The sequence below is a fragment of the Modestobacter excelsi genome (assembly GCF_005930495.1).
Lineage (GTDB): Bacteria > Actinomycetota > Actinomycetes > Mycobacteriales > Geodermatophilaceae > Modestobacter > Modestobacter excelsi.
In genome coordinates this window covers 1-23,478 of the sequence record NZ_SJEX01000081.1, presented here as the reverse complement: position 1 = coordinate 23,478, position 23,478 = coordinate 1, and the positions used below count along the sequence as shown (strand labels likewise).

The window sequence follows — 23,478 nt, the reverse complement described above, 5'->3', positions numbered from 1 at the left end:
CTCCCGCCGTCCCCCCGGCCGACCTGACCGCACCCGGTTAGGATCGACCGACGTGGTAGCCCGCTCCCGGGCGCCGCAGAGAGGACGGTCGGTGCCCGAGGAGCCCGCGATCGACACCCCCGCCGAGGAGACGGCCCTGCCGGTCCCCGAGGAGACACCCGAGGCGCGTGCCGACGGGAGTCGGTCCGCCGAGGCGGAGAGCCGGGCCCAGCGCGACGCCCGGTTCGAGCGGGATGCCCTGCCCTACCTGGACCAGCTGTACCCGGCGGCGCTGCGGATGACCCGCAACCCCTCCGACGCCGAGGACCTCGTCCAGGAGACCTTCGTCAAGGCGTACTCCGCGTTCCACCAGTTCGCCGAGGGCACGAACCTCAAGGCCTGGCTGTACCGGATCCTGACGAACACCTACATCAACAGCTACCGCAAGAAGCAGCGGCAGCCGCAGCAGTACCCCACCGAGCAGGTGCAGGACTGGCAGCTCTACGCGGCGGAGGAGCACACCTCCAGCGGCCTGCGCTCCGCGGAGATCGAGGCGCTGGACCACCTGCCGGACTCCGACATCAAGGAGGCCCTGCAGCAGCTGCCGGAGGACTTCCGGCTCGCGGTGTACCTCGCCGACGTCGAGGGCTTCGCGTACAAGGAGATCGCCGAGATCATGGGCACGCCCATCGGCACGGTGATGTCCCGGCTGCACCGCGGTCGCCGCGGGCTGCAGAAGCTGCTGGCCGACTACGCCCGGGAGCGCGGGTTCGTCCGCGCCGGAGCTGCAGAGGAGGCGCACTCGTGAGCGAGCTGGCGAGCTCATGCGGCAACGGAGCACCTCTGGGCACGGATCCGACGAGCGCCAGCGAGGGGGAGTCGTGACCACCGACGCTCACGATGGCGCGCAGGGCCCCGACGAGATCACCTCGTGTGACGACGTGTTGTCCCACGTCTTCGAGTTCCTCGACCACGAGACCGACGACGCGCGGCGCGAGGTCATCGCCGAGCACCTCGAGGACTGCTCGCCGTGCCTGCGGCAGTTCGGCATCGAGCAGGAGTTCAAGGCGCTGGTGCGGCGTCGCTGCGGTGGTGACCCCACACCGGTGGGCCTGCGCGACCGGATCAAGGTCCAGCTGACCACCGTCTCCTTCGAGGAGGACGGCACCCAGGTGTGGGTCGAGCGGACCAGCGTCGAGACGGTCGGCGAGACCACCGGGGAGCGCCCCTCCTCGTAGGAGGGGCGCCACCCAGGGACGGCCCCCTCGCAGGGTCCCGCCGCGAGCGTGCGAGCGGTGGGGGGCGAGGGGGTCCTTCTAGGCGTTGGGGCGCTTGCCGTGGTTGGCGCCGCTCTTCTTGCGGGCGCGCCGCTTGCGTCCACGCTTGGACATCGCTGCCCTCCTCTCCCTCGTGGGTGTGTTGTCCGGGACCGGCAGGGGGTGCGCACACCGGAGAACCGGTCAAGCTGACCGGGCAAGGATCGCACGTGCCGGTGTGGGCACCTGCGGTGGTGCAGGGCCTCGGGGTGTGCAGCCGGGGCGACGGGGGACGAGACCGGCGCGAGTCGGAGCAGGAGGACGACGTGGTCCAGACAGCCGTGGAGAGCGTGCTCGTGGCCGGCCGGGGGCCGATGGCCTGCGCGGTGATCCGGGCGTGCACCCGGCTCGGGCTGAAGTCGGTCGCGGTGTACTCGGAGTCCGAGCGGGACGCCCGGCACGTGCGGATGGCCGACGAGTCGGTGCTGCTCGGCCCGGCGCCGGCGACGGAGTCCTACCTGGACGCGCAGCGCATCGTCGAGGCCGCCCGGCGGACCAGGGTGGACGCCGTGCTGCCGGTGCCCCCGGCCCTGGCCGGCGACGCGCGGCTGGCCGTCGCGGTGACCGCGGCCGGGCTCACCTGGGTCGGGCAGGACCCGGAGGTCCTGGAACGCCTCGGTGGCGACGGCGTGGAGCCGGCGAGCGAGCAGGGCTTCCTGGCCTGGGTGACCGCCGAGGGCCTGCACCACGTCACCCCGGTGCTGCGGGACCGCGCCGGCGGGACGCCGCGGGTCTCCTGGACCCCGCCGGCCGGCCTGGGCCCGCTGCCCGCGGCTGCCCGCCGCCTCCCCGAACTGGGCTGGCGCGGGCTGGTGACCGTGGGCATCGACCCGGGCGGTGAGCTGGCCGAGGTCGCCGCCGGCTTCTCCCTGGACATGGCCGTGCTCGAGCGGGCGCACAACGTCGACGCCGTCGAGCTCACCCTGCGCAGCATGGCCGGCGGCTCCCCGGGCCCGGTGGTGGAGACGGCGGTGCCGCGTGCCGCGGTCGCCGTCCAACTGCGCTCCACGCTGCCCCCGGGCACGGCGGGCCGGGTGACCGGTCGGCTGCCCGACGTCCCGGCGCGCAGCGGCCGCCGGCCCCTGCTGGGGGCCGAGGTCGTCGCGATCAGCGGCTACGACCCCGGGGACCGGCTCGACGGCTGGTACGACGCGTTGCTGGCCACGGTGAGCGCCGCCGCGCCGAGCGCCGCGCGCGCGGCCAGCGCGGCCACCGAGGTGCTCGTCGGCCTGCCGGACTCCGGGGTGCCGCACGACGGCGAGGCGGTCTGCGGCGTGCTGCAGCGCATCGCCGGGTCGCTGGTGCCCGACCGCTCCTGACACGGCCGGCGTCGTCGGCGCGGCGGACGGCGGCCCGACGCGTGCTTTCATGAGCACACCGCCGGGTCCGGCGGGTCAGCACGGGAGACAGGGGACACCGGTGGCGGTCGAGGAGATCCACGCGGAGATGGTCTCCAGCGTGTGGAAGGTCCTCGTGTCACCGGGCACCGAGGTCGCCGCCGGTGACACGCTGGTGATCCTCGAGTCGATGAAGATGGAGATCCCGGTGCTGACCGAGCGCGCCGGCACCATCGACGAGCTGCACGTGGTCGAGGGCGAGGTCCTCCAGGAGGGCGACCTCATCGCCACCGTCGTCCCCGCCTAGCGGCCCCGCTGCAGGGTCCCGCCGCGCGCCTGCGGGTGGGGTGGGGGGCAGTGGGGTCCTTCTGCAGTCGCGCTCGGGCAGCCGCGGACCAGCGCCTCGCCGATGCGCTCGAAGTCGGCCGCGGGTCGGCATCGTCGACGGTCAGGGCGGCGGAGGTCCCCGGGGCAGGGTGGTGAGAGGCCCTGCCCCACTCCTCCCTCGCACGCTCGAGGGAGCCTCCGGGCAGGGCCCTAAGCTCGGCCCCACGATGAGCAGCCTGTCCGAACGTCTGACCCGGGGCTCGGCGAGCCCGTCGCAGGTCGACCACGCCCGGCGGCTGGTCGCCGACTGGCAGCTGCTGGCCGACCTGTCCTTCGCCGACCTCACGCTCTGGGTACCGCTGCAGAGCGGGGCCTGGTGGTGCGTCGCCCAGGTCCGCCCGCTCACCGCGCCCACCAGCCAGCCCGACGACCTGGTGGGCACCGAGGTGACCGGGCAGGCCGCCGAACCGCTGGTGGCCGCCCACGAGGCAGGGCGGCCGATCACCGAGGGGGACCCGGACTGGTCCGGGGCGGCGCCGCGGCGGCGGGAGTTCATCCCGGTGCGGCACGACGGCGTGGTGGTCGCCGTCCTGGCCAAGGACACCAACCTGGCCGCGACCCGGTCGCCGTCCACGCTGGAGCTGACCTACCTCGACATCGCCGCGGACCTCTCGCTGATGGTGGCCGCCGGCACGTTCCCGCCGCGGATGCTCGAGGACGCGGAGATGAGCCCCCGGGTCGGTGACGGGCTGGTCCGGCTCGACGCCGCCGGGCGGGCCGTCTACGCCAGCCCCAACGCGCTGTCGGCCTACCGCCGGATGGGGGTCATCGGTGACGTGGTCGGCTCGCACCTCGCCGAGGTGACCCGCAGCGTCTCGGCCGACCGGGTGGCCGGGGAGGCGGTGGCCGCGAGCATCAGCGCCGCCGTCGCCGGGCGGTTCCCCGACCCGATGGACGTGGAGAACGACGCCGCGACGATGCTGGTGCGCGCGCTGCCGCTGCAGGCCCCCGGCGGCGAGGAGGGCGCGCTGGTGCTGGTCCGCGACGTCACCGACGTGCGCCGCCGGGACCGCGCGCTGATGACCAAGGACGCGACCATCCGGGAGATCCACCACCGGGTGAAGAACAACCTGCAGACCGTCGCCGCGCTGCTGCGCCTGCAGGCGCGGCGGATGACCGAGCCGGCGGCCCGGGCCGCGCTCGAGGAGTCGGTGCGCCGGGTGGCGTCGATCGCCGTCGTGCACGAGACGCTGGCCGGGAGCCGGGAGGACGTCGTCGAGGTCGACGACGTGCTGGACCAGGTGCTGCCGATGCTGGGCGACGTGACGTCGGTCGGGCCGGCCGCCCGGTTCACCCGGGACGGCGCCTTCGGTGAGCTGCCGGCGGCGGCCGCGACCCCGCTGGTGATGGCGGTGACCGAGCTGCTGCACAACGCCGCGGAACACGCCTTCCCCGACGGTGAGCCGGGGACGATCGTGCTGGCGGCCGCGCGGGACGGGCACGACCTGGTCGTCCGGGTCCGGGACGACGGCCGAGGGCTCCCGCCGGGCTTCGACCCGGCGGCGAGCACCGGGCTGGGGCTGCAGATCGTGCGGACGCTAGTCACCAGCGAGCTGCACGGCAGCCTGGTGATGGGCGCCCCGGCCGACGGCGGCCCGGGCACCGAGGCGGTGCTCACCCTCCCCGGCGCCGGCCGCCCCCGCCGCTGAACGCAGCAAGGGCCGCCTCGGAACGAGGCGGCCCCTGCTGTACGGCCCCGCTGCAGGGACCCGGCGCGAGCGTGCGAGCGGCGGGGGGGCAGCGGGGTCCTTACGCGGTGCGGACCCGGGTGCGGGCGGTGCGGCGCTTGAGGGCGCGGCGCTCGTCCTCCGAGAGGCCGCCCCACACCCCGGAGTCCTGACCGGAGCTCAGTGCCCACTCGAGGCACGACTGCATGACCGGGCAGCGTCGGCACACGGCCTTGGCCTGCTCGATCTGCACGACCGCAGGGCCCGTCGTCCCGATCGGGAAGAAGAGCTCCGGGTCCTCGTCGCGGCAGAGCGCGCGGTGGCGCCAGTCCATGGCGGTGTACTCCTCGATCTCGTCAGGATGTCGGTCGCCGGTCCGTAGACCACCCCGGCAGGTCAGCGCGCTGGTACCTCAGCGCGTAGCACGGCGACCGCCCGCCGTGTTACCGACGGGTTGCTTGCTTGTGATGCTTTCACGAGAGCTCGAGGTGTCAAGGCAGTCACCGCGTCGCCGGGCCCCGTGAGAGCAAGCTCACCATGCGTGTGCGAGCCCCGCCACTCGTCACGGGTGACGTCGGCGACAGTCGGCCCGCGGGGCCCCTGCGGCGGGTCCTCCGCTAGACGACGACCCGCAGGGCGTCGGGCACCGAACGCACCCGGAGGCCGGTCGCGACGCCGAGGTGGTCGCCGTCCAGCTGCCAGCCCTGCGGCCGGGACGCGGTCAGCTCCAGCTCGGCCAGGTCGTGCCAGCGGTGCACGCCGCGGCCGCGCGGGTCGGGCCGGTCGGCCATCGTCTGGCGGAGGTGGTGCAGCATCCGGACGACCCCGACCCGGCCCATCGCGTAGACGTCGAGCCCGGTGTCCAGCGATGCCTCGGGGCTCGGGTTGATCGGCCGTGCACCGAGGTAGGTCCACGGGCTCACGTTGGACACCAGCGCCAGGAACAGCCCGTCGACCGGGGGCTCGCCGGGCTGCGCCAGGGTCAGCGGTGGGCGGCGCCGGTCCCGCCCGAGCAGGAAGGACGCGATCCCGGAGCGGACGTAGAGGGCCCCGGTGGAGCGCCGTCCGCGGGCCCGCTGGGCCTCGACCCGGGAGATCACGTCGGCGTCGAAGCCGATGCCGGCGGCGAAGGCGAACCAGCGGGGCGCCGTCCAGCCGTCCGTCGTCCCCGGATCGCCGGTGAGGGCCGACGCGGTGCCCAGCGGCACCAGGCGGGTGCGGCCGGCGCGCAGCGAGTCGAGGATCTCGCCGGTCGCCTCCACGGGGTCGCGCGACCGGCCCAGGGCGCGGGAGAAGACGTTGGTCGAGCCACCCGGGACGACGGCGAGGGTGGGGACGTGCGGTCCGGGCCCGCCGGTGAGCAGGCCGTTGACCGCCTCGTTGACCGTCCCGTCGCCGCCCAGGGTGACCACGACGTCGACCCCGTCGGCCCTCGCCTCGGCGGCCAGCTCACGCGCGTGCCCGCGGTGCGTGGTCTCGGCGACGTCGACCTTCAGCTCGGTGGACAGCGCGCGCACCAGCACGTCGCGCACCTTGCGGGTGGTCGTGGTGGCCGCCGGGTTCGCCACCAGCAGCGCACGCATGCCGTCAACCTATCGACCGCCGGCCGGTGGACCGGACGGCGCATGTCGGCGGGCTCTCCCGGCGTAGCCTCGGCGCCGTGCCAGGCGAGGTCTCGAACGAGGGGGGCACCCCCGGCCGCCGCCGTCCCCGCGCCGAGGGGCTGCTCGGCGGTGCGGCGCAGCCGACCGCGCCGAAGCCGGGACGGTCGCGCAGCACCGCGCCGACCGCCGTCCGGCGGGCCGCCGTGGTGGTGGCGGTCGAGGCGGCCGCGGCCGTGCTGCTCGCGCTGGTGCTGCTGTACCTGACCCTGACCGGCTCGCCGGACAGCGTGGGCCGGGCGCTCGCCGAGGTGGTCTACGTGGGCATGGCGGGCGTGCTGCTGGCCGCCGGCGCCGTCGGCCTGTGGCGGGTGTCGGCGTGGGCCCGCGGGCCGGTCATCGTGCTGCAGCTGCTGCTCGCGGTGCTCGGGTACACGGCGGCGTTCCAGGCCGACCGGCCGCTGATCGGCGTCCCGGTGCTCGCCGCCGTGGCGGTGGAGCTGTACCTGCTGGCCACCCCCGAGGCCCGGCTCGCCTTCTTCCAGCGCTGAAGAAGGACCCCCGTGCCCCCCACCCCTCGCAGGCTCGCGGTGGGACCCTGCACGGGGGCCATCAGACCAGGTCGATGACCTCGGCGATCGAGGGCAGGGTCCGGCTGGGCCGGAAGGGGAAGCGGCTGACGTCCTCGGCCCGGGTGGAGCCGGTGAGCACCAGGATGGTGTCCAGCCCCGCCTCGATGCCGGCCACGACGTCGGTGTCCATCCGGTCGCCGATCATCGTGGTCGACTCCGAGTGCGCCTGGATCCGGTTCATCGCGCTGCGGAACATCATCGGGTTGGGCTTGCCGACGAAGTAGGGCTCGGCGCCGGTCGCCTTGGTGACCATCGCGGCCACCGACCCGGTGGCCGGCAGCGGGCCCTCCGGCGAGGGGCCGGTGACGTCGGGGTTGGTGGCGATGAACCGCGCCCCCGCGCCGACCAGCCGGATCGCCCGGGTGATCGCCTCGAAGGAGTAGTTGCGGGTCTCGCCGAGGACCACGTAGTCCGGGTCGGTGTCGGTGAGCGTGTAACCCGCCTCGTGCAGGGCGGTCGTCAGCCCGGCCTCACCGATGACGTAGGCGGAGCCGCCGGGCAGCTGCGAGGACAGGAAGTCCGCCGTCGCCAGGGCCGAGGTCCAGATGGCGCTCTCGGGCACGTCGAGACCGCTGCGCGCCAGCCGCGCAGCGAGGTCCCGCGGGGTGAAGATCGAGTTGTTGGTGAGCACCAGGAACCGGCGCTCGCGCTCCACCAGCCGGGCCAGGAAGTCCGCGGCGCCGGGCAGGGCGTTGCCCTCGTGCACGAGGACGCCGTCCATGTCGGTCAGCCAGCACTGGGACTCGCCGCGCTCGGTGGTCACGCCTGGATCTCCTTCTGCTCGGGTGCCTCAGCGCCGGTCGGCGGCGAAGCGGGGGAGTGCGTCGTCGGTCAGCCGGAAGACCGTCCAGTCCTCCATCGGCACGGCCCCGGCCGCCCTGTAGAACTCGATCGACGGGGTGTTCCAGTCCAGCACCGACCACTCGAGCCGGGAGAAACCCCGGTCGACGCACTCCTGGGCCAGGGTGCGCAGCAGCTCCCGGCCGAGCCCGCTCCCGCGGGAGCCAGGGCTGACGTAGAGGTCCTCGAGGTGGATGCCGTGCGTGCCGCGCCAGGTGGAGAAGTTGAGGAACCACAGCGCCACGCCCACGACCTGCTCCGACCCGTCGGCCGTCGCGACGTGGCCGAACAGCGCCGGGGAGTCGCCGAACAGGGCGGTGTGCAGCTGGTCGGCGGTCATCAGCGCCTCGTGCTCGGCCTTCTCGTAGGCGGCGAGCTCGCGGACCAGCCCCAGCACGGCGGGGACGTCGTCCGGCCGCACCGGTCGCACCGTCACGAGAGGACCTCCTTCAGCCGGTCCGGCACCAGCCGGCCCAGCGGTGTCAGCACGGGCATCACCAGCGGCGAGACCAGGTAGCTGTAGGCCACCACGCAGCAGGTCACGGTCGGCACCGTGGCCAGCCCGACCAGCACGACGACCACGGTGACGACCAGACCATAGGGCTTGCCGCTCTTCGGGCTGACCAGGGACCGGAACGAGCGGTAGCGGACGTTGCTGACCATCAGCAGCCCGGGGACGAGGACCACCAGCAGCATCCACAGCCGGTCCCGACCCTGCATGAGGTCGGCGAAGGCGAAGACGCTGGCCAGCACCACCCCGGCGGCGCCCGGGCTGGGCAGGCCGGTGAAGTACCGCTTGTCCGCCGTCGGGTCGATCGTGGTGTTGAACCGGGCCAGCCGGATCGCCGCGCAGGCCACCCACAGGAAGCAGGCGATCCAGCCCAGGGCGTCCAGGGAGTCCCGGCCGTCGGAGAACAGCGCGAACACCAGCAGGGACGGCGCCAGGCCGAAGGAGACCAGGTCGGCGAGCGAGTCGAACTGCAGCCCGAACGGCGAGACGGCGCCGACCAGCCGGGCGACCGCGCCGTCGGCGATGTCGAAGACCACCGACAGCGCGATGAGGGCGCAGGCCAGCCGGTACTCGCCGCGGAAGGCGACCAGGATGGCGAAGAAGCCGCACATCATGTTGGCCAGGGTGAACAGGCTGGGCAGCCACGACCGAGCCCGCCGCCGCCCGCCGCGGACCGAGCCCCGGACGAACTCCACGGTGGTCGTGCGCCTGCCGGGCATCCCGCCGTCCCCCCTCAGCGGGGCGCGGGCCAGCGGGCGATGACGGTCTCCCCGCCACGCACCCGCTGCCCCTCGGTGACGGTGACCGTGCACTCGCGCGGCACGAAGACGTCCATCCGGGACCCGAACTTCATCAGCCCGATCCGCTCCCCGGTCGCCACCTGCGCCCCCACGCCCACCCGGGTGACGATGCGGCGGGCCAGCACACCCACGATCTGGCGGAAGACGACCGTGCGGTCGCCGTCGCGGACCCACAGCTCGCTGCGCTCGTTGCGGTGCGCGCTCTCCTTGCGGTACGCGGCGAGGAAGCTGCCCGGCCGGTAGCTGTGCTCGGTGACCTGCCCGCGGTAGGGGGCGCGGTTGACGTGCACGTCGACCACGGAGAGGAAGACGCTGACCTGCTGCCAGTCGCCCTCGGGGGCCACCCCGGGCTGCGGCTCCCCGGCCACCATGACGACGCCGTCGGCCGGGGAGAGCACCTCGTCCGAGGCCGGCGGGACGAGGTCGCAGCGCCGGTCGGGGTCGCGGAAGAACACCGCCAGGTAGCCGGACAGCGCGAGGAGCGGCCACGCCGCGAGGCGGGCCGAGCGGAGGCCGGTCGCCCGGGCCAGGGCGGCGAACGCCGCAGCAAGGCCGAGCGGGACGGCGAGGAAGGGCCAGCCGGCCCGGTCGATGCGCATCGCAGTCCGAGGTTACCGGTGCGTGACCACAGCGCCGGGGCCGCGCCGGTCGTCAGTCCGAGGCGAGCCCTCGGCCGGCCCCGCCGTCGCTGTCCCGGACCCGCGGCGGCCCGCCGTACCAGTCCAGGCAGACCACCGTGGCGTCGTCGCTGAGCTGCCCCCCGGTGGCCCGCATGACCGCCGCTCCCAGCGCGTGCACGACCTCGCGGGGGTGCAGCCCGGCGCTGCTGGCCAGCGCGGCGGCGACGTCGAGCTCGGCGGCGTTGCGCTCCAGCATGCCGTCGGTCACGAACACGATCCGGTCGCCGGGCTCCAGCGGGAACTCCTGCACCCGGAACGCCCACCCCGGCTCGACCCCGAACGGGAGGTCGACGGCGAGCTCGACCTCCTCCACCCGGCCGTCGCGCAGGCGCAGCGGCAGCGGGTGCCCGGCGTTGACGATCTGCGCGTGCCCGGTGTGCAGGTCGACCCGCATGACCTGCCCGGTGACGAACTGGCCGGGCTCGACGTTGACCGCCATGGCCAGGTCGGCGTTGCGCACCTGCTCGTCCAGCGCCACCCCCCGCCGGCGCTCGTTGCGGAGGCTGCCGACCAGGAGGGTGGCCAGCAGCGACGCGCTCACCTCGTGGCCGACCGCGTCGGTGATCGACACCTGCAGGGCGTCCCGGTCCAGCGCGTAGTCGAAGGTGTCCCCGCCGACGCTGGCCGCGGGCTCCAGCCAGCCGGCCAGGGTGAACTGCCCGGCCTCGCAGGTGAACGCGGCGGGCAGCAGCCGGCGCTGGATCTCCGCGGCGAGCGAGAACTGGGTGGTCCGCTGCCCCCACTCGAACAGGTCGGTGTGCCGGCGGTTGGCGATGATCACGTAGGCCAGCGCATGGCCGGCAGCCCGGACGTCGGCCTGGACCTGCTCGTCGGGCGGCTCGGGGAGGACCAGCTCCAGCAGGCCCATGGCGTCACCGCGGTCGGTGACCGGGACGATCATGCACGCACCCCGGTCGGTGACCGAGATGTCGGCCTGCTGGGTGCGCAGCACGTCGGCGTAGACCGTGCCGTCGAGCGGGACCGTCTCCGCCGCCTCGGCGCCGCGGGTGCGGGCGCCGTCCGGGGTCAGCTCGGCGGTGCTCAACCGGACCAGCGCGTGGCCGCTGAAGTCGGCGATGAGGAAGGACACCCGGGTCGCACCGGAGACGGTGACGAGCTCGGCGGCGACCGCCGCCACCGCGTCGATCGGGGCAGCCGCCTCCACCCGCTCGAGCAACGAGCGCAGGTCGAACCGGGGGCTCACGGGGCGGTCTCTCCAAGGTCGGGGCGGAGCGGCCGACACCGGGTCCAGCGGCGGCAGGGGACAGCACTGCCGGGTCGCCCGACAGGACGACCCGGCAGCAGCCCCGTCCTCCCACCCCGGGCGTGCGAGGGGTGGGAGGACGGGGTCCTTCGTCAGGCAGCGGCCTTGGTCTCCCAGAAGATCTTGTCGATCTCCGCGATGTAGTCGAGGAGCTTCTGGCCCTCGGCCGGGTCCATGCTGCCCTTGCCGCCGGCGGCGCCGGCCTGCTTGGTGGCCTTGTTGAACAGCTCGTGCAGCTGCGGGTACTTCTCGAAGTGCGGGGGCTTGAAGTAGTCGGTCCACAGCACCCACAGGTGGTGCTTGACCAGGTCGGACCGCTGCTCCTTGATCAGGATGGCGCGGGTCCGGAACACCGGGTCCTCGTTGGCCTGGTACTTCTCCTGGATGGCCTTGACCGACTCGGCCTCGATGCGGGCCTGGGCCGGGTCGTACACGCCGCAGGGGAGGTCGCAGTGCGCGGTGGCCTCCACCGCGGAGAACATGCGGAACAGACGCATGGGGGTGCCTCCGGGTTCGTGGGAGATCGATCGTCTGCGACCCTACTCGCGGTGATCAGCGTGAACACGTCCAGCGGTCGCGGCCCGGAGGACGCTCCCGGCCTGGCCACCCGCTGGGTGCTCGCCCGGGTCACCGGACCGTCGATGTCGCCGACCGTGCGGCACGGCGACCGGCTGCTGGTCCGCCGGGTGCGGTCGTCCGGCCGGGTCCGGGCCGGGGACGTCGTGCTGGCCCGCTTCCCGGCGCGCCCGGACCTGCTCGTGGTCAAGCGCATCCGCCGTGCCGTCCCGGGTGGGCACTGGGTGGAGGGCGACAACCCGCTCGTCGGCGACGACAGCCGGGCGTTCGGGCCCGCGGTCGTCGTGGGCCGCGTCGTCCTCCGGCTGTGGCCCCGGCCGCAGCGCCTCGCCCCACCACCCGGCATCGACGGGCTGCCCTGACCCTCCGGTCGGCACGGCACCCGTGCCCAGTGGCGATCGCCGGCGGCGTCACGAGCCGGTGAGCACCGACCGGACGAAGGCGGACTTGCCCTCGGTGTAGGCGACGCGGTCGTGCCCGACGGTCGCCGCCAGGTGCTGCTTGAGCGCCGCGTAGGCAGCTGCGACCTCCGGACGGGCGCGCAGCCGGTCGCGGAAGGCGAGGTGATCCCGCTCCCAGGTGGACCCCCGCGCGCAGACGTGGACGTGCACCGTCCGCGGCTGCCCGGTCGGTGGCCGGAAGAAACGGTGCCCCGGTTCCCGGGCGCGCAGCACGAGCCCGAGCGTCTCCAGGGCCGGCCGGTACGACGCCTCGTCGTCCACGTCGGGCACCGACACCTGCAGGTCGACGACCGGCTTCGCCAGCAGGCCGGGGACGGCCGTCGACCCGATGTGCTCCACGCGGGGGGTCAGCGGGGACAGCTCCCGCCGGATCGCCGCGGCCCAGTGGTCGGCGACCCGGAGCCAGTCGGGGGAGGGCGGGTGCAGCTCCACCGGCTCCTCGGGCCCGTCCGCCCCACCGCCAGGACGCACCGCGTCAGACCGGGGTGAGCGGTGGAGAGCCGGCGAGGACGGCGGCGACGTTGCGCACCGCCAGGCCGCACATGGCGCTGCGGGTGGCGCCCCCGGCGCTGCCCAGGTGCGGGGTGAGCACCACCTGCGGCAGCGCCGGCAGCCGCGGGTCGACCCGCGGCTCGTCCTCGAACACGTCCAGCGCCGCGCCGGCCAGCCGGCCCGCGGTGAGCGCCGCGACCAGCGCGTCGGTGTCCACGATGCCGCCCCGGGCGGTGTTGACCAGCAGTGCCGTCGGTCGCATCCGGGCCAGCGCCGCAGCGTCGATGAGGTGCTGGGTCTGCGGGGTCAGCGGGCAGTGCAGCGTGACCACGTCGGCGGACGCGAGCAGGTCGGGCAGCTCGCGGAACTCGACCGCGTCGCGCTCGGCCGGGGTGAGCCCGCTGCGGGTGGGCGTGGCCAGCACCCGCATGTCGAAGGCGCGGGCCCGCCGGGCCACGGCCCGGCCGATCCTGCCGTAGCCGACGATGCCCAGGGTGGCACCGGCGGAGAGGTCCAGGCCGACCAGCATCCGCGGTCCCCAGACCCACGGCGTCCCGGTGCGCAGGAACCGGTCGCCCTCGGCGATCCGGCGGGCGGCGGCGAGCACCAGGCCCAGGGTCAGGTCCGCCGTCGCGCCGTCCAGGACACCGGGGGTGTTGGTCACGACGACACCCCTGGCCCGGGCTGCCTCGACGTCGACGTTGTCGTAGCCGACCGCGACGTTGGCGACCACCTGCAACCCGGCGCCCGCGGCGTCCAGCACCGCGGCGTCGACCCGGTCGGTGAGCGTGGAGACGATCGCGACCGCACCGGCGGCGTCCCGGAGCAGCTCCGCCGTGGTGGGCGGCCGCTCCTCCCCGACGACGACGGGGACCCCGAGCGCGGCCACCGAGGCCATCGCGTCGTCGGTCAGCTGCCGGGTGACGTACAGGTGGCCGGTCACGAGCCGACCACCGTGCTCGGCCGGTACACCTGACCGAGCACGCCGGCCAGCAGCCGCTCGGCGACCGGGCGGGGCAGCGCGGCGACCAGGGCGTGCACCGGCGCCATCCGCTCGGGCAGCCGGCCACCGCCGACGCCGGCCAGCTCCAGCAGCCCCTCCACCTCGGCGACGGTGAGCGCCGACGGGTCGATGGTGGCCGCGGCGGAGACGAGCTCGGGATCGGCCTGCGGCCGGGGGAGTGCGGCGGCCGCCCGGGCGGCGTCCGCGAGGTCGGCCAGCAGCGCCTCGACCCGGCCGGCGGTCGCCCCGGTCACGGTCAGGTGCAGCGTGGCCGCCAGCGCCCCGCCGGGCTGGTCGAACGGTGGCTGGGGCTGCAGCAGCCAGCCACGTGCGGTCATCTCGTCGGCCAGGTTCAGCACGTCGACGCCGTCCGGGGCCTCTTCCGCGACCGCCACGAGCGTCGACACCGGCCGGCCCACGACCCGCAGCCCCGGGAGCGCGGAGATCCCCTCGGCCAGCGCCACCGTGGCGGCCCGGGCGCTGCGGGCCAGCTGCCGGTAGCCGTCGGTCCCCAGCTCCCGCTGGACGGCCCAGGCCGCGGCCATGGGGCCGGCCGGGCGGGTGCCGGCCAGCGTCGGGTTCACCACCGGGTAGCCGGGCCACCCGGCGGTGCTGAACCAGTGCGCGTGCCGCAGCTCCGCGTCGGCGCTGAGCAGCACCGAGACGCCCTTCGGCGCGTAGCCGTACTTGTGCAGGTCGACCGACAGCGACGTGACCCCCGGGACGGACAGGTCGAAGGGCTCCGGCACGTCGTCGAGGAAGGGCAGCACCCAGCCACCGATGCAGGCGTCGACGTGGCACGGCACCCCGGCCGCGGCGGCCAGCGCGGCGACCTCGCCGACCGGGTCGAGCACGCCGTGCGGGTAGGACGGCGCGCTGACCACCACCAGGGCCGCCCGGTCGTCGAGCTCGGCGGAGACCGCCGCGGGCAGGACCCGGCAGCTGACCGGGTCGACCGGGAGGTCGACCACCTCGAGGTCGAACAGGTGGGCGGCCTTCCGGAAGGCGGCGTGCGCGGTGACCGGGAGCAGCAACCGGGGCCGGTCCCCGCCCCGGTCGCGCGCCCGCCACCGCTCACGCGCGGCGAGCACCGCCAGCAGGCAGCTCTCGGTGCCGCCGCTGGTCACCGTGCCGACCGTCCCGGCGTTCCCGCCCAGCAGCGCGGCCGCGGCGCCGACCAGGTCGTTCTCGATCCGCGCGACGCTCGGGAAGACGGTCGGGTCCAGGGCGTTGGTCCACTGGTAGGCCGCCTGCGCGGCCGCGGCGAGCTCGTCGACCCCGGCGTGGCCGGAGTCGTAGACGTAGGCCATCGTCGCGCCGCCGTGCGTGGGCACGTCGCCGGCCTGCAGCGCGATCAGTTCGGCGAGCACGTCCGGCGGGTTCACGCGGGGACCTCCAGGTCGGGGCGGGGGAGCGGGGCGAGCCGGTAGCGGGCGAGCACGGGCAGCGACGCGAGCACCAGCGCCGCGGGCAGCAGGCTGAACCCGAGCAGCACGGTGGCGTCGGCGGCCGCGGGTTGGGCCACGACGTCGTCCCCGCTGGTGGAGACGTAACCGGCCAGCGCCAGCAGGCCGCCCACCAGCCCCGGGCCGACGGCCAGCCCGAGGGTCTCCGCCGCTGTCCAGACGCCGGTGAAGACGCCGGCCCGGCGGGCACCGGACGCGGCCTCGTCGGCGGCGATGACGTCGGGCAGCATCGCCAGCGGGAACATCTGCATGCCGGCGTAGCCGACGCCGACGAGCACGACGGAGGTGATGACCGGACCGGTGCCGACCACGTCGCCCAGGGCCAGCGCGGCCGCGCCCACCACGAACAGCGCGGACGCGGCGAGCAGGCCGGTCCGCTTGCCCCACCGCCGGCTCACCCGCAGCCACAGCGGCATGACCAGCACGGCGGGGCCGACCAGCGCGGCGAACAGCACCGAGCCCGCGGCCGGGTCGCCGAGGACCTGCCGGGCGTAGTACGGCACCCCGGCCAGCATCACGCCGATGCCGAGCGCCTGGACCCCGAAGCCGGTCAGCAGCAACCGGAACGGGCGGGACCGCCAGGCCAGCACCACGTTGGCGCCGAGCCGGCCCTCGCTGCGGACCCGGGTGAGGGTCGGCGCGCTCCGCGTGCCGGCGACCGCGCCGAGCATCCCGCCGGCCAGCAGCACGGCCACGAGGACGGCCATGGCCAGGTACCCGGCCCGGCCGCCGCCGAAGGCGTCGACGACCGCCGGGGCGCCCGCGCCGGCGAGCAGGATGCCCACCGCCAGGGCGGCGACCCGCCAGGACATCAGCGTGGCCCGCTCGCCCGGGTCGTCGGTGATCTCGGCCGGCTGGGCCACGTAGGGCACCTGGAAGCAGCCGTAGGCGGTCGCCGCCAGCAGGAAGGTGACCGCCACCCAGAGCGCGGCCAGGGCCGGCGGCGCGCCCGGACCGGCGAAGACCAGCACGAACAGCGGCGGCAGGCACATCCCGCCGGCGGCCATCCACGGCCGGCGCGGGCCCCAGCGGCTCTCCGTCCGGTCCGAGCGGCTCCCGATCCAGGGGTTCAGGACGACGTCCCACGCCTTGGGGGCGAAGACGACCAGGCCGGCGACCCCGGCGCCGACGCCGAGCACGTCGGTCAGGTAGTACAGGAGCAGGAGCCCGGGCACGGTGCCGAACGCCGCCGTCCCGATGGAGCCCAGCGCGTAGCCGAGGTGGGTGCGCCGGCCGAGCCGGGACGCGGGGGCGACGCCAGTCACAGCCGCCGACCGTAGTGCCCGGTCAGCCGAGTCGGGCCAGGATCGGTTCGACCAGCGTGCGGGCGCCGGTGTTGGCGTAGAGGAACGCCACGGTGGCCACCACGAAGAGCGGGACGAGCACGGCCCGCTCGACGACGGCACCGGTGTGCAGGTGCACCGGGGCGATCCGGCTGCGCCGGAGGAGCCAGAGGACCGGCACGGGCACGCCCTCCTTGGTCAGCCCGTCCCCGGCGATGTGGGTGAGCACGCCGACGACGACGGCCAGCGGCAGCCACGTCGGGCCGGGGCTGTGCGCCAGCAGCAGCCAGGCCCCGCCCCAGGAGAGGACCAGGTTGCCGATGACGGTGTTCTCTGCCCGGCCCGGGATGACGACGTGCAGCGCCCGCAGGGCCAGCCCGATGGCCAGCGCCAGCAGCAGCAGGCTCGACCAGTGGTTCCAGGCCGCGGCGGAGGCCAGCAGGCCGAAGGCCAGCGGCCCCAGGACGGCGTCGTGCGTGCCCCAGCGGTGGCCGCGGGAGACGGCGTTCACCGCACCGGAGGGGACGTCGGTGAGCGGACCCCACATCCGGCTGATCGTGGACCCCTTCTGGTCCAGGTCGGGCAGCATCGCGAACCCGCCGACGGCCGACACCCAGGCGACCTGGGCCACGGTGCCGTGGACGGGCGCCCACGGCAGCGTCGCGGCGCCGACGGCGAGACCGGAGAGGGCATGCGAGTGACCGAGCACCTACCCAGCGTCTCCCCGCATCGTCTTCAGCTGGCGGAGGCGCGCGGTGACGCGGTCCACGGGTCGGGACCACCCGGGGGTGGGCTGATCGCGGGGGCCGGAGGCTCCCCGATCAGGACACGGGCAGCGGCTCAGCGCACGCCGGGACGGCAGTTGGCCGCGGTGCGATCCGTCAGGATCGCCGTGTCACCGCGGTGAGATCCGGAGGATCTCAATCATCACTGTCGTCGGTGCCGCCGCGGGCCAGCCAGGTGGCCAGCCGCTCGACGGGCACCTCGAACTCGGGGTGCTCGTCGACGAAAACCTGCAGCTGGTCGGCCAGCCAGGCGAGGGAGACCTCCTCCTCGCCCCGCCGGCCGGCCAGCTCCTCGATGCCGCGGTCGGTGAAGTACACGGGAGCGGTCAGTCCGCGAAGGCCTGGGCCACCAGGGCGCGCTGCTCGGTCTCGTGCACCTTCGCCGACCCGACGGCCGGGCTGGCCGAGGCCTTGCGCGAGACCCGGCGCAGGGTGCGGCCGGCGGGCAGCTCGTCGGGCAGGTTGACCAGCATGAACTGGGCGGCACCCATGTTCGCCGGCTCCTCCTGCACCCACACGACGTCCGTCGCGTTCGGGTACTGCGCCAGCGCCTCGACGATCTCCTCGGCCGGCAGCGGGTACAGCTGCTCGACCCGCAGGACGGCGGTGTCGGTCCGGCCCTCGTTCTCCCGCTGGGAGAACAGCTCGTAGCTGACCTTGCCGCTGCACAGCAGCACCCGCTTGACCGCGGCGCCGTCCAGCGGCTTGCCGGCGACCCCCGGGTCGGGGAGGACCGGGCGGAAGTGGTGCTCGGTGAAGTCGGCGACCGAGCTGACCGCCGCCTTGGCCCGCAGCAGCGACTTCGGCGTGAACACCACCAGCGGGCGGTGCACCTCCGACAGCGCCTGGCGGCGCAGCAGGTGGAAGTAGTTCGCCGGGGTCGAGCAGTTGGCGACCGTCATGTTGTTCTCGGCGGACAGCTGCAGGAACCGCTCGATACGGCCGCTGGAGTGGTCCGGCCCCTGGCCCTCGAGCCCGTGCGGCAGCAGCATGACCACGCCGGAGCGCTGCCCCCACTTGGCCTCACCGGAGCTGATGAACTCGTCGATCACCATCTGCGCGCCGTCGACGAAGTCGCCGAACTGCGCCTCCCAGAGCACCAGCGCCTTGGGGTTGGCGACCGAGTAGCCGTACTCGAAGCCGAGCGCGGCGTACTCGCTGAGCAGCGAGTCGTAGACGAAGAACTTCGCCTGGTCCGGGGTCAGGTTCGACAGCGGCGTGTACTCCGCAGCGTTCTCCCGGTCGATGAGGACCGAGTGCCGCTGCACGAAGGTGCCGCGGCGGGAGTCCTGGCCGGCCAGCCGCACCGGCACGCCCTGCATCAGCAGCGAGCCGAAGGCCAGCAGCTCGCCCATGGCCCAGTCGATGCCGCCCTCGATGGCCATCGCCGCCCGGCGCTCCAGCATCTTCTGCAGCTTCGGGTGCGGGGTGAAGTCCGGCGGGAAGCTGACGTGGGCGTCACCGATGGTCTTGAGGACCTCGGGCCTGATCGCGGTGTCGACGGTCGCCTGCTGCGGCGAGCGCGGGTCCATGACGGGCTCGGGGGCCGAGGAGTCCCGGGCGTCGTGCGTCTCGGCGAACGCCCGCTCCAGCTGCCCCCGGTAGTCCTTCAGCGCCTCCTCGGCATCGGCCAGCGTGATGTCGCCGCGGCCGACCAGCGCCTCGGTGTACAGCTTCCGGACCGAGCGCTTGCGGTCGATGATGTCGTACATCAGCGGCTGGGTCATCGACGGGTCGTCGCCCTCGTTGTGCCCGCGGCGGCGGTAGCACACCAGGTCGATGACGACGTCCTTCTTGAACGCCTGCCGGTAGTCCACCGCCAGCTTGGCCACCCGCACGCAGGCCTCGGGGTCGTCCCCGTTCACGTGGAAGACCGGTGCGCCGATCATCCGGGCGACGTCGGTCGAGTAGAGGCTCGAGCGCGCCGCGGCCGGGCTGGTGGTGAAGCCGACCTGGTTGTTGATGACCACGTGCACCGTGCCGCCGGTGCGGTAGCCGCGCAGCTGGGAGAGGTTCAGCGTCTCCTGCACCACGCCCTGGCCGGCGAACGCGGAGTCGCCGTGCAGCAGGACCGGGAGCACGGTGAAGCCGCCCTCGCCCTTGTCGATCATGTCCTGCTTGGCCCGCACGATGCCCTCGAGCACCGGGTTGACCGTCTCCAGGTGGCTGGGGTTGCTGGCCAGCGAGACGGCGATCGAGCGGCCGTCGTGCTCGAAGGTGCCCTCGGCGCCCAGGTGGTACTTCACGTCGCCGGAGCCCTGCACGGTGCCCGGGTCGATGTTGCCCTCGAACTCACCGAAGATCTTCGAGTAGCTCTTGCCCAGCACGTTGGCCAGCACGTTCAGCCGGCCGCGGTGGGCCATGCCGATCGCGACCTCATCGAGGCCGTACTCGGTGGAGGCCAGCAGCACCTCGTCCAGCAGCGGGATGACCGACTCGCCGCCCTCGAGGCTGAACCGCTTCTGCCCGACGTACTTGGTCTGCAGGAAGGTCTCGAACGCCTCGGCGGCGTTGAGCCGGCCGAGCACCCGCTTCTGCTGCTCGCGGCTCGGCTGGTCGTGCTTGACCTCGATGCGCTGCTGCAGCCAGCCGCGCTCCTCGGGGTCGGTGATGTGCATGTACTCGATGCCGACCGTGCGGCAGTAGGAGTTGCGCAGCACGCCGAGGATGTCCCGCAGCGGCATGGTGCGCTCACCGGCGAAGCCCCCGACGGGGAAGGGCCGGTCCAGGTCCCACAGCGTCAGCCCGTGCTGGACGATGTCCAGGTCGGGGTGGGTGCGGACCTTGAACTCCAGCGGGTCGGTGTCGGCCATCAGGTGGCCGTTGCGCCGGTAGGCCTCGATGACCTCGATGACCCGGGCTTCCTTGTCGATCTGGCCCTCGTGGCTGACCCGCTTGTCGGCCACCCAGCGGACCGGCTCGTAGGGCACCCGCAGCGAGCGGAAGACGTCGTCGTAGAAGCCGTCCTCGCCCAGCAGCAGCTGGTGCATCCGGCGCAGGAAGTCACCGGACTCGGCGCCCTGGATGACCCGGTGGTCGTAGGTCGAGGTGAGCGTGATGATCTTCGAGACGGCCATCTCGGCCAGCGCCTCGGGGCTCATCCCCTGGAACTCGGCCGGGTAGTCCATCGCGCCGACGCCGACGATCGCGCCCTGGTTGGTGGTCAGCCGCGGCACCGAGTGGTTCGTGCCGATCGTGCCGGGGTTGGTCAGGCTGATCGTCGTCCCGGAGAAGTCCTCCATGGTCAGCTTGCCGGCGCGGGCACGGCGGATGACGTCCTCGTAGGCGCCCCAGAACTCGGCGAAGTCCATCTGCTCGGCGGACTTGATCGAGGCGACCACCAGCGAGCGGGTGCCGTCGGCCTTGGGCAGGTCGATCGCCAGCCCGAAGTTGACGTGCTCCGGCGTCACCAGGGTCGGCTTGCCGTCGACCTCGGCGAACGCGTTGTTCATGTTCGGGAAGCTGTCCAGCGCCCGGACCAGCGCGTAGCCGATCAGGTGCGTGAACGAGACCTTGCCGCCCCGGGCGCGGGCCAGGTGGTTGTTGATGACGATGCGGTTGTCGACGAGCAGCTTGGCCGGGACGGCGCGGACGCTGGTGGCCGTCGGGACGGTCAGCGACGCGTTCATGTTCTTGACCACGCTCGCCGCGGCACCGCGCAGCGGGGTCCGCTTGGGGCCGGCGTCGGCGTCGTCGTCGCCGGCTGCCCGGGCCGCGCCCGCGCGGGGTGACGGCTTCGCCGGGGCGGCGGGGACCTGCTGGGAGGCGCGCTCGGCTGCTCGGTTCACGACGGTGCCCTCCGATCGGGCGTCGACCGGGGTGGCCCGCGGTGCAGGGGTGGGGGTGCCCGCGGGCACGGCGGGGCTGCTCGGCCGGTTGGCCGAGCCCTCGGCGTCCGCGGGAGCCGGCGCGGCCGGCTTGGCGGCGGGCTCCGGTGCAGCCGGCTGCGCCGCGGCGGGCTCCGGTGCAGCCGGCTTCGTCGCGGCCGGCTGGGAGGCCGCGGCCGGTGCCGGGGTGGGCTGCTCCGGCGCGGGGGCGGTCTGCGAGGTGCGGTCCGCGCCGTCGGACACCGGGCTGCCCGGGCGGTAGTCGGCGAAGAAGTCGTGCCAGGCCTGGTCCACGCTGCGTGGGTCGGCGAGGTACTGCTGGTACATCTCCTCGACCAGCCACTCGTTGGTGCCGAAGCCCGCCACCGGGTTGGCGGAGGCGGAGGAGGGCTGGGATGAGCTCACGGTTGACACGTTGGTGAGTGCCTTCTTCGTCGGTGGACGTCGTTGGACCGGGTCTCGACTCTACGCCCGGCGCTCCGGGCGTAGACGCTGCCGCGTGAGGTGGCGCACGTGTCCCGTCTCACGCCTGCCGGAACGGTGCCGGCCGCCTCCCGGCGGGGTCGGCCCGTGGTCGGACCCCGCCGGCACCGGACCTCAGACGACGTCGCGCCGGACGGCCAGCAGGGTGCCCAGGGCCGCGGCCACCAACCCGTAGGTCAACAGCACCAGGCCGCCCTGCCACGCGCTGAGCAGCTCGGTCTGGCCGAAGGTGGCCGTCATGGCCTCCAGGGCGCCGCCGGGGAGCCACTTGTAGGCACCGTTGATCGCCGGGATGGCCTGCACGATGGTCTCGACCACGAACAGGTAGACCAGCACGCCGACGATGGCACCCACCTGGTTGCGGACCAGCGCGCCCACGCCGACGCCGATCACGGCGTAGATGACCAGCGCCGCCCAGGCACCGCCGAGCACCCGCAGGTTGTCGCCGCTGAGCGAGGGTGCGGCACCGCGTGCGCCGGCGTACACGGACACCACCAGGACGTCGACGGCGATCACCAGCAGCGCCATGGGGATCGCGGCCACCAGGTAGGCCAGCAGCTTGGCGATCACCACCCGGCCGCGGTGCGGGCTGGTCAGGAAGGTGGGGGTCGCCGTGCGGTGCCGGTACTCCTGCGTCGTGCCGATGATGCCGAGCACGACGAAGAGCACCGTCGCGTTCGCCGACACCCCGAGCGCGAGCTGCTCGAAGTCCGCCGTGCCGACCGCCGGCAGGCCCTGCCCGTCGGGACCGCCGCCGCTGCTGCCGGCGAACCCGGTGAACAGCGCGGCGAAGCCGCCGACCAGCACGCAGGAACCCAGCAGCAGGCCGATCCACACCCGGGTGGTCAGCAGCTTGGTCCACTCGGCGCGGGTCAGCCGGGCGATGACGGCGCCCATCAGGCGGCTCCCTGTCGGGTCGTGGCGGTGGAGGTGTCGGGCCGGCCGGCGGCGTACTGCTCCGAGCCGGCGGTGAGCTGGAAGTAGACCTCCTCCAGACCGCTGGTGTGGGCGCGCAGCTCGTGCAGCTCGATGCCACCGGCGAAGGCGCGTCGGCCGACCTCCTCGACCGGCAGGCCGGTGACGGTCAGCCCGTCCGGGTGGCCGTCGGTGGTGACGACCGTCATGCCGTCGGTGCGCAGCAGCTCGGCGAGGGTGGCCGACTGCGGGCTGCGCACCAGCACGCTGCCGGCGCTGCCCGAGCGCAGCTCCGCCAGCGAGCCCTGACGGACCAGCTTCCCGGCGCCGACGATGACCACCCGGTCGGCGGTCTGCTCCACCTCCGCCAGCAGGTGGCTGGAGACCAGCACGGTGCGGCCCTGGTCGTGGGCGAGGTGGCGCAGGAACCCGCGGAGCCACTGGATGCCCTCGGGGTCCAGACCGTTGGCCGGCTCGTCGAGGACGAGCACCGCCGGGTCGCCGAGCAGCGCGGTCGCCAGCCCGAGGCGCTGGCGCATGCCGAGGGAGTAGCCGCCGGCCTTCCGGGCGCCGGCCGGGCCGAGCCCGACCTGGTCGAGCACCTCGTCCGCGCGCGACAGCGGGATCCCGGCTGCCCGGCAGTAGACGCGCAGGTGGTTGCGGCCGCTGCGGGCCGGGTGGAACGCCGTCTCCAGCACCGCGCCCACCCGGCGGATCGGGTCGGTGAGCGAGGCGTAGGGCGTGCCGTTGAACGTGGTCGTGCCCCGGTCGGGGTTGATCAGGCCGAGGGCCATCCGCAGCGTCGTCGTCTTGCCCGCGCCGTTGGGCCCGAGGAAGCCGGTCACCTGCCCCGGCTCGACGGTGAAGGACAGGTCGTCGACCGCGCGCACGCTGCCGAAGGTCTTGGTCAGGGCGCTGACCTCGACCCGCACGGGGTCGAGGGGGGCCCGGCTGCCGCTGGTGATCTCGTCCTCCTGGCTCGCACCGGCGGGTCCGGCGACGTGGTGATCCAAGCGCATGAGCGGCGTGCACGGCCAGCACGTCACGGCCCGGGCGCGCCTGGACCAGTGACCCCGCGCACACCCCGGCCGGCTGCCGTTCGGTAGGTTGCCGCCCCGTGAACGCCTCGCGGACGGTGGGCGGCGGCCCCGCGTGCGGGCTCCGTCCCCGCAC

25 protein-coding genes are annotated in these 23,478 nt (G+C 74.3%); 7 read left to right on the top strand and 18 right to left on the bottom strand.

Annotated features, from left to right (window positions below):
- The first annotated feature begins 91 nt into the window (after positions 1-91).
- Together FHL80_RS20675 and rsrA are read left to right on the top strand one after the other, a co-directional pair.
- Positions 92-787, top strand: a complete 696-nt coding sequence (locus FHL80_RS20675; protein WP_014742533.1) for a sigma-70 family RNA polymerase sigma factor — start codon at positions 92-94, stop codon at positions 785-787.
- A 73-nt stretch (positions 788-860) separates the two neighbouring features.
- The gene (gene rsrA / locus FHL80_RS20670; protein ID WP_138735233.1) at positions 861-1,217 is read left to right on the top strand and encodes a mycothiol system anti-sigma-R factor; all 357 of its coding nucleotides are present in this window, start codon (positions 861-863) and stop codon (positions 1,215-1,217) included.
- Between the two features lie 78 nt (positions 1,218-1,295).
- Here rsrA and FHL80_RS27245 read toward each other — a convergent pair whose 3' ends face one another.
- Complete coding sequence (locus tag FHL80_RS27245) at positions 1,296-1,370, bottom strand: 50S ribosomal protein bL37 (RefSeq protein WP_014742531.1); 75 nt, start codon at positions 1,368-1,370, stop codon at positions 1,296-1,298.
- Positions 1,371-1,561: 191 nt separating this feature from the next.
- Between FHL80_RS27245 and FHL80_RS20665 the strand changes: the two genes are divergently transcribed.
- The 3 genes from FHL80_RS20665 to FHL80_RS20655 all read left to right on the top strand — a co-directional run bounded on the left by FHL80_RS20665 (position 1,562) and on the right by FHL80_RS20655 (position 4,668).
- Positions 1,562-2,614: a biotin carboxylase N-terminal domain-containing protein gene (locus FHL80_RS20665; RefSeq protein WP_138735232.1), complete on the top strand. Its 1,053-nt coding sequence runs from the start codon at positions 1,562-1,564 to the stop codon at positions 2,612-2,614.
- Between the two features lie 100 nt (positions 2,615-2,714).
- A complete protein-coding gene (locus FHL80_RS20660; protein WP_138735231.1) occupies positions 2,715-2,939 on the top strand; it encodes a biotin/lipoyl-binding carrier protein in 225 nt (74 codons plus the stop codon).
- A 247-nt stretch (positions 2,940-3,186) separates the two neighbouring features.
- The gene (locus tag FHL80_RS20655) at positions 3,187-4,668 is read left to right on the top strand and encodes a sensor histidine kinase (protein WP_138735230.1); all 1,482 of its coding nucleotides are present in this window, start codon (positions 3,187-3,189) and stop codon (positions 4,666-4,668) included.
- Positions 4,669-4,768: 100 nt separating this feature from the next.
- On the opposite strand, the gene FHL80_RS20650 is transcribed toward FHL80_RS20655, so the two are convergent.
- Positions 4,769-5,020 carry a WhiB family transcriptional regulator gene (locus FHL80_RS20650; protein ID WP_014742526.1) on the bottom strand — a complete coding sequence of 84 codons (252 nt, stop codon included), beginning with the start codon at positions 5,018-5,020 and terminating at the stop codon, positions 4,769-4,771.
- Between the two features lie 283 nt (positions 5,021-5,303).
- Positions 5,304-6,269: a diacylglycerol/lipid kinase family protein gene (locus FHL80_RS26825; protein ID WP_138735229.1), complete on the bottom strand. Its 966-nt coding sequence runs from the start codon at positions 6,267-6,269 to the stop codon at positions 5,304-5,306.
- A 77-nt stretch (positions 6,270-6,346) separates the two neighbouring features.
- On the opposite strand from FHL80_RS26825, the gene FHL80_RS20640 reads away from it, so the two are divergent.
- A complete protein-coding gene (locus FHL80_RS20640; RefSeq protein WP_138735228.1) occupies positions 6,347-6,838 on the top strand; it encodes a hypothetical protein in 492 nt (163 codons plus the stop codon).
- 61 nt (positions 6,839-6,899) lie between these two features.
- On the opposite strand, the gene FHL80_RS20635 is transcribed toward FHL80_RS20640, so the two are convergent.
- From FHL80_RS20635 to sodN, 6 genes are all read right to left on the bottom strand, one after another.
- A complete protein-coding gene (locus FHL80_RS20635) occupies positions 6,900-7,682 on the bottom strand; it encodes an HAD-IIA family hydrolase (protein WP_216870920.1) in 783 nt (260 codons plus the stop codon).
- A 27-nt stretch (positions 7,683-7,709) separates the two neighbouring features.
- Complete coding sequence (locus FHL80_RS20630; RefSeq protein WP_138735227.1) at positions 7,710-8,195, bottom strand: GNAT family N-acetyltransferase; 486 nt, start codon at positions 8,193-8,195, stop codon at positions 7,710-7,712.
- Complete coding sequence (gene pssA / locus FHL80_RS20625) at positions 8,192-8,989, bottom strand: CDP-diacylglycerol--serine O-phosphatidyltransferase (RefSeq protein ID WP_138735226.1); 798 nt, start codon at positions 8,987-8,989, stop codon at positions 8,192-8,194. The genes FHL80_RS20630 and pssA overlap by 4 nt, the downstream gene beginning before the upstream one ends.
- Before the next feature lie 14 nt (positions 8,990-9,003).
- The gene (locus FHL80_RS20620; protein ID WP_138735225.1) at positions 9,004-9,669 is read right to left on the bottom strand and encodes a phosphatidylserine decarboxylase; all 666 of its coding nucleotides are present in this window, start codon (positions 9,667-9,669) and stop codon (positions 9,004-9,006) included.
- Positions 9,670-9,721: 52 nt separating this feature from the next.
- Positions 9,722-10,954 carry a PP2C family protein-serine/threonine phosphatase gene (locus FHL80_RS20615; protein ID WP_138735224.1) on the bottom strand — a complete coding sequence of 411 codons (1,233 nt, stop codon included), beginning with the start codon at positions 10,952-10,954 and terminating at the stop codon, positions 9,722-9,724.
- A 152-nt stretch (positions 10,955-11,106) separates the two neighbouring features.
- Positions 11,107-11,511, bottom strand: coding sequence for a superoxide dismutase, Ni (gene sodN, locus FHL80_RS20610; RefSeq protein WP_138735223.1), 405 nt, complete (start codon positions 11,509-11,511; stop codon positions 11,107-11,109).
- 51 nt (positions 11,512-11,562) lie between these two features.
- On the opposite strand from sodN, the gene FHL80_RS20605 reads away from it, so the two are divergent.
- A complete protein-coding gene (locus FHL80_RS20605) occupies positions 11,563-11,952 on the top strand; it encodes a S26 family signal peptidase (RefSeq protein ID WP_246078839.1) in 390 nt (129 codons plus the stop codon).
- A 48-nt stretch (positions 11,953-12,000) separates the two neighbouring features.
- Here the strand turns inward: FHL80_RS20605 and FHL80_RS20600 are convergent, their stop codons facing one another.
- The 9 genes from FHL80_RS20600 to FHL80_RS20560 all read right to left on the bottom strand — a co-directional run bounded on the left by FHL80_RS20600 (position 12,001) and on the right by FHL80_RS20560 (position 23,195).
- On the bottom strand, positions 12,001-12,483 hold the full coding sequence (locus tag FHL80_RS20600) for a GrpB family protein (RefSeq protein WP_246078838.1): 483 nt from the start codon (positions 12,481-12,483) through the stop codon (positions 12,001-12,003).
- 43 nt (positions 12,484-12,526) lie between these two features.
- On the bottom strand, positions 12,527-13,486 hold the full coding sequence (locus FHL80_RS20595; protein WP_138735220.1) for a 2-hydroxyacid dehydrogenase: 960 nt from the start codon (positions 13,484-13,486) through the stop codon (positions 12,527-12,529).
- Positions 13,483-14,931, bottom strand: coding sequence for a pyridoxal phosphate-dependent decarboxylase family protein (locus FHL80_RS20590; protein WP_138735219.1), 1,449 nt, complete (start codon positions 14,929-14,931; stop codon positions 13,483-13,485). Before FHL80_RS20590 ends, FHL80_RS20595 begins: the two co-directional genes overlap by 4 nt.
- Positions 14,928-16,277 carry an MFS transporter gene (locus FHL80_RS20585; RefSeq protein ID WP_138735218.1) on the bottom strand — a complete coding sequence of 450 codons (1,350 nt, stop codon included), beginning with the start codon at positions 16,275-16,277 and terminating at the stop codon, positions 14,928-14,930. Before FHL80_RS20585 ends, FHL80_RS20590 begins: the two co-directional genes overlap by 4 nt.
- Before the next feature lie 22 nt (positions 16,278-16,299).
- Positions 16,300-17,004, bottom strand: a complete 705-nt coding sequence (locus tag FHL80_RS20580) for a metal-dependent hydrolase (protein WP_138735217.1) — start codon at positions 17,002-17,004, stop codon at positions 16,300-16,302.
- Positions 17,005-17,215: 211 nt separating this feature from the next.
- The gene (locus tag FHL80_RS20575) at positions 17,216-17,398 is read right to left on the bottom strand and encodes a DUF6104 family protein (RefSeq protein ID WP_138735216.1); all 183 of its coding nucleotides are present in this window, start codon (positions 17,396-17,398) and stop codon (positions 17,216-17,218) included.
- Between the two features lie 8 nt (positions 17,399-17,406).
- Entirely contained in the window at positions 17,407-21,312 is a 3,906-nt protein-coding gene (locus tag FHL80_RS20570; RefSeq protein ID WP_138735215.1) for a multifunctional oxoglutarate decarboxylase/oxoglutarate dehydrogenase thiamine pyrophosphate-binding subunit/dihydrolipoyllysine-residue succinyltransferase subunit, read from the bottom strand.
- Between the two features lie 192 nt (positions 21,313-21,504).
- Positions 21,505-22,287: an ABC transporter permease gene (locus tag FHL80_RS20565; protein WP_138735214.1), complete on the bottom strand. Its 783-nt coding sequence runs from the start codon at positions 22,285-22,287 to the stop codon at positions 21,505-21,507.
- On the bottom strand, positions 22,287-23,195 hold the full coding sequence (locus tag FHL80_RS20560) for an ATP-binding cassette domain-containing protein (RefSeq protein WP_216870921.1): 909 nt from the start codon (positions 23,193-23,195) through the stop codon (positions 22,287-22,289). Before FHL80_RS20560 ends, FHL80_RS20565 begins: the two co-directional genes overlap by 1 nt.
- Positions 23,196-23,478: the final 283 nt, after the last annotated feature.

What these genes read in the sequence shown, in the direction of transcription:
- FHL80_RS20655 (WP_138735230.1), top strand. Translation starts at nt 3,187, where the DNA reads ATGAGCAGCCTGTCCGAACGTCTGACCCGGGGCTCGGCGAGCCCGTCG.
- FHL80_RS20650 (WP_014742526.1), bottom strand. Translation starts at nt 5,020, where the DNA reads ATGGACTGGCGCCACCGCGCGCTCTGCCGCGACGAGGACCCGGAGCTC.
- FHL80_RS26825 (WP_138735229.1), bottom strand. Translation starts at nt 6,269, where the DNA reads ATGCGTGCGCTGCTGGTGGCGAACCCGGCGGCCACCACGACCACCCGC.
- pssA (WP_138735226.1), bottom strand. Translation starts at nt 8,989, where the DNA reads ATGCCCGGCAGGCGCACGACCACCGTGGAGTTCGTCCGGGGCTCGGTC.
- FHL80_RS20620 (WP_138735225.1), bottom strand. Translation starts at nt 9,669, where the DNA reads ATGCGCATCGACCGGGCCGGCTGGCCCTTCCTCGCCGTCCCGCTCGGC.
- sodN (WP_138735223.1), bottom strand. Translation starts at nt 11,511, where the DNA reads ATGCGTCTGTTCCGCATGTTCTCCGCGGTGGAGGCCACCGCGCACTGC.
- FHL80_RS20565 (WP_138735214.1), bottom strand. Translation starts at nt 22,287, where the DNA reads ATGGGCGCCGTCATCGCCCGGCTGACCCGCGCCGAGTGGACCAAGCTG.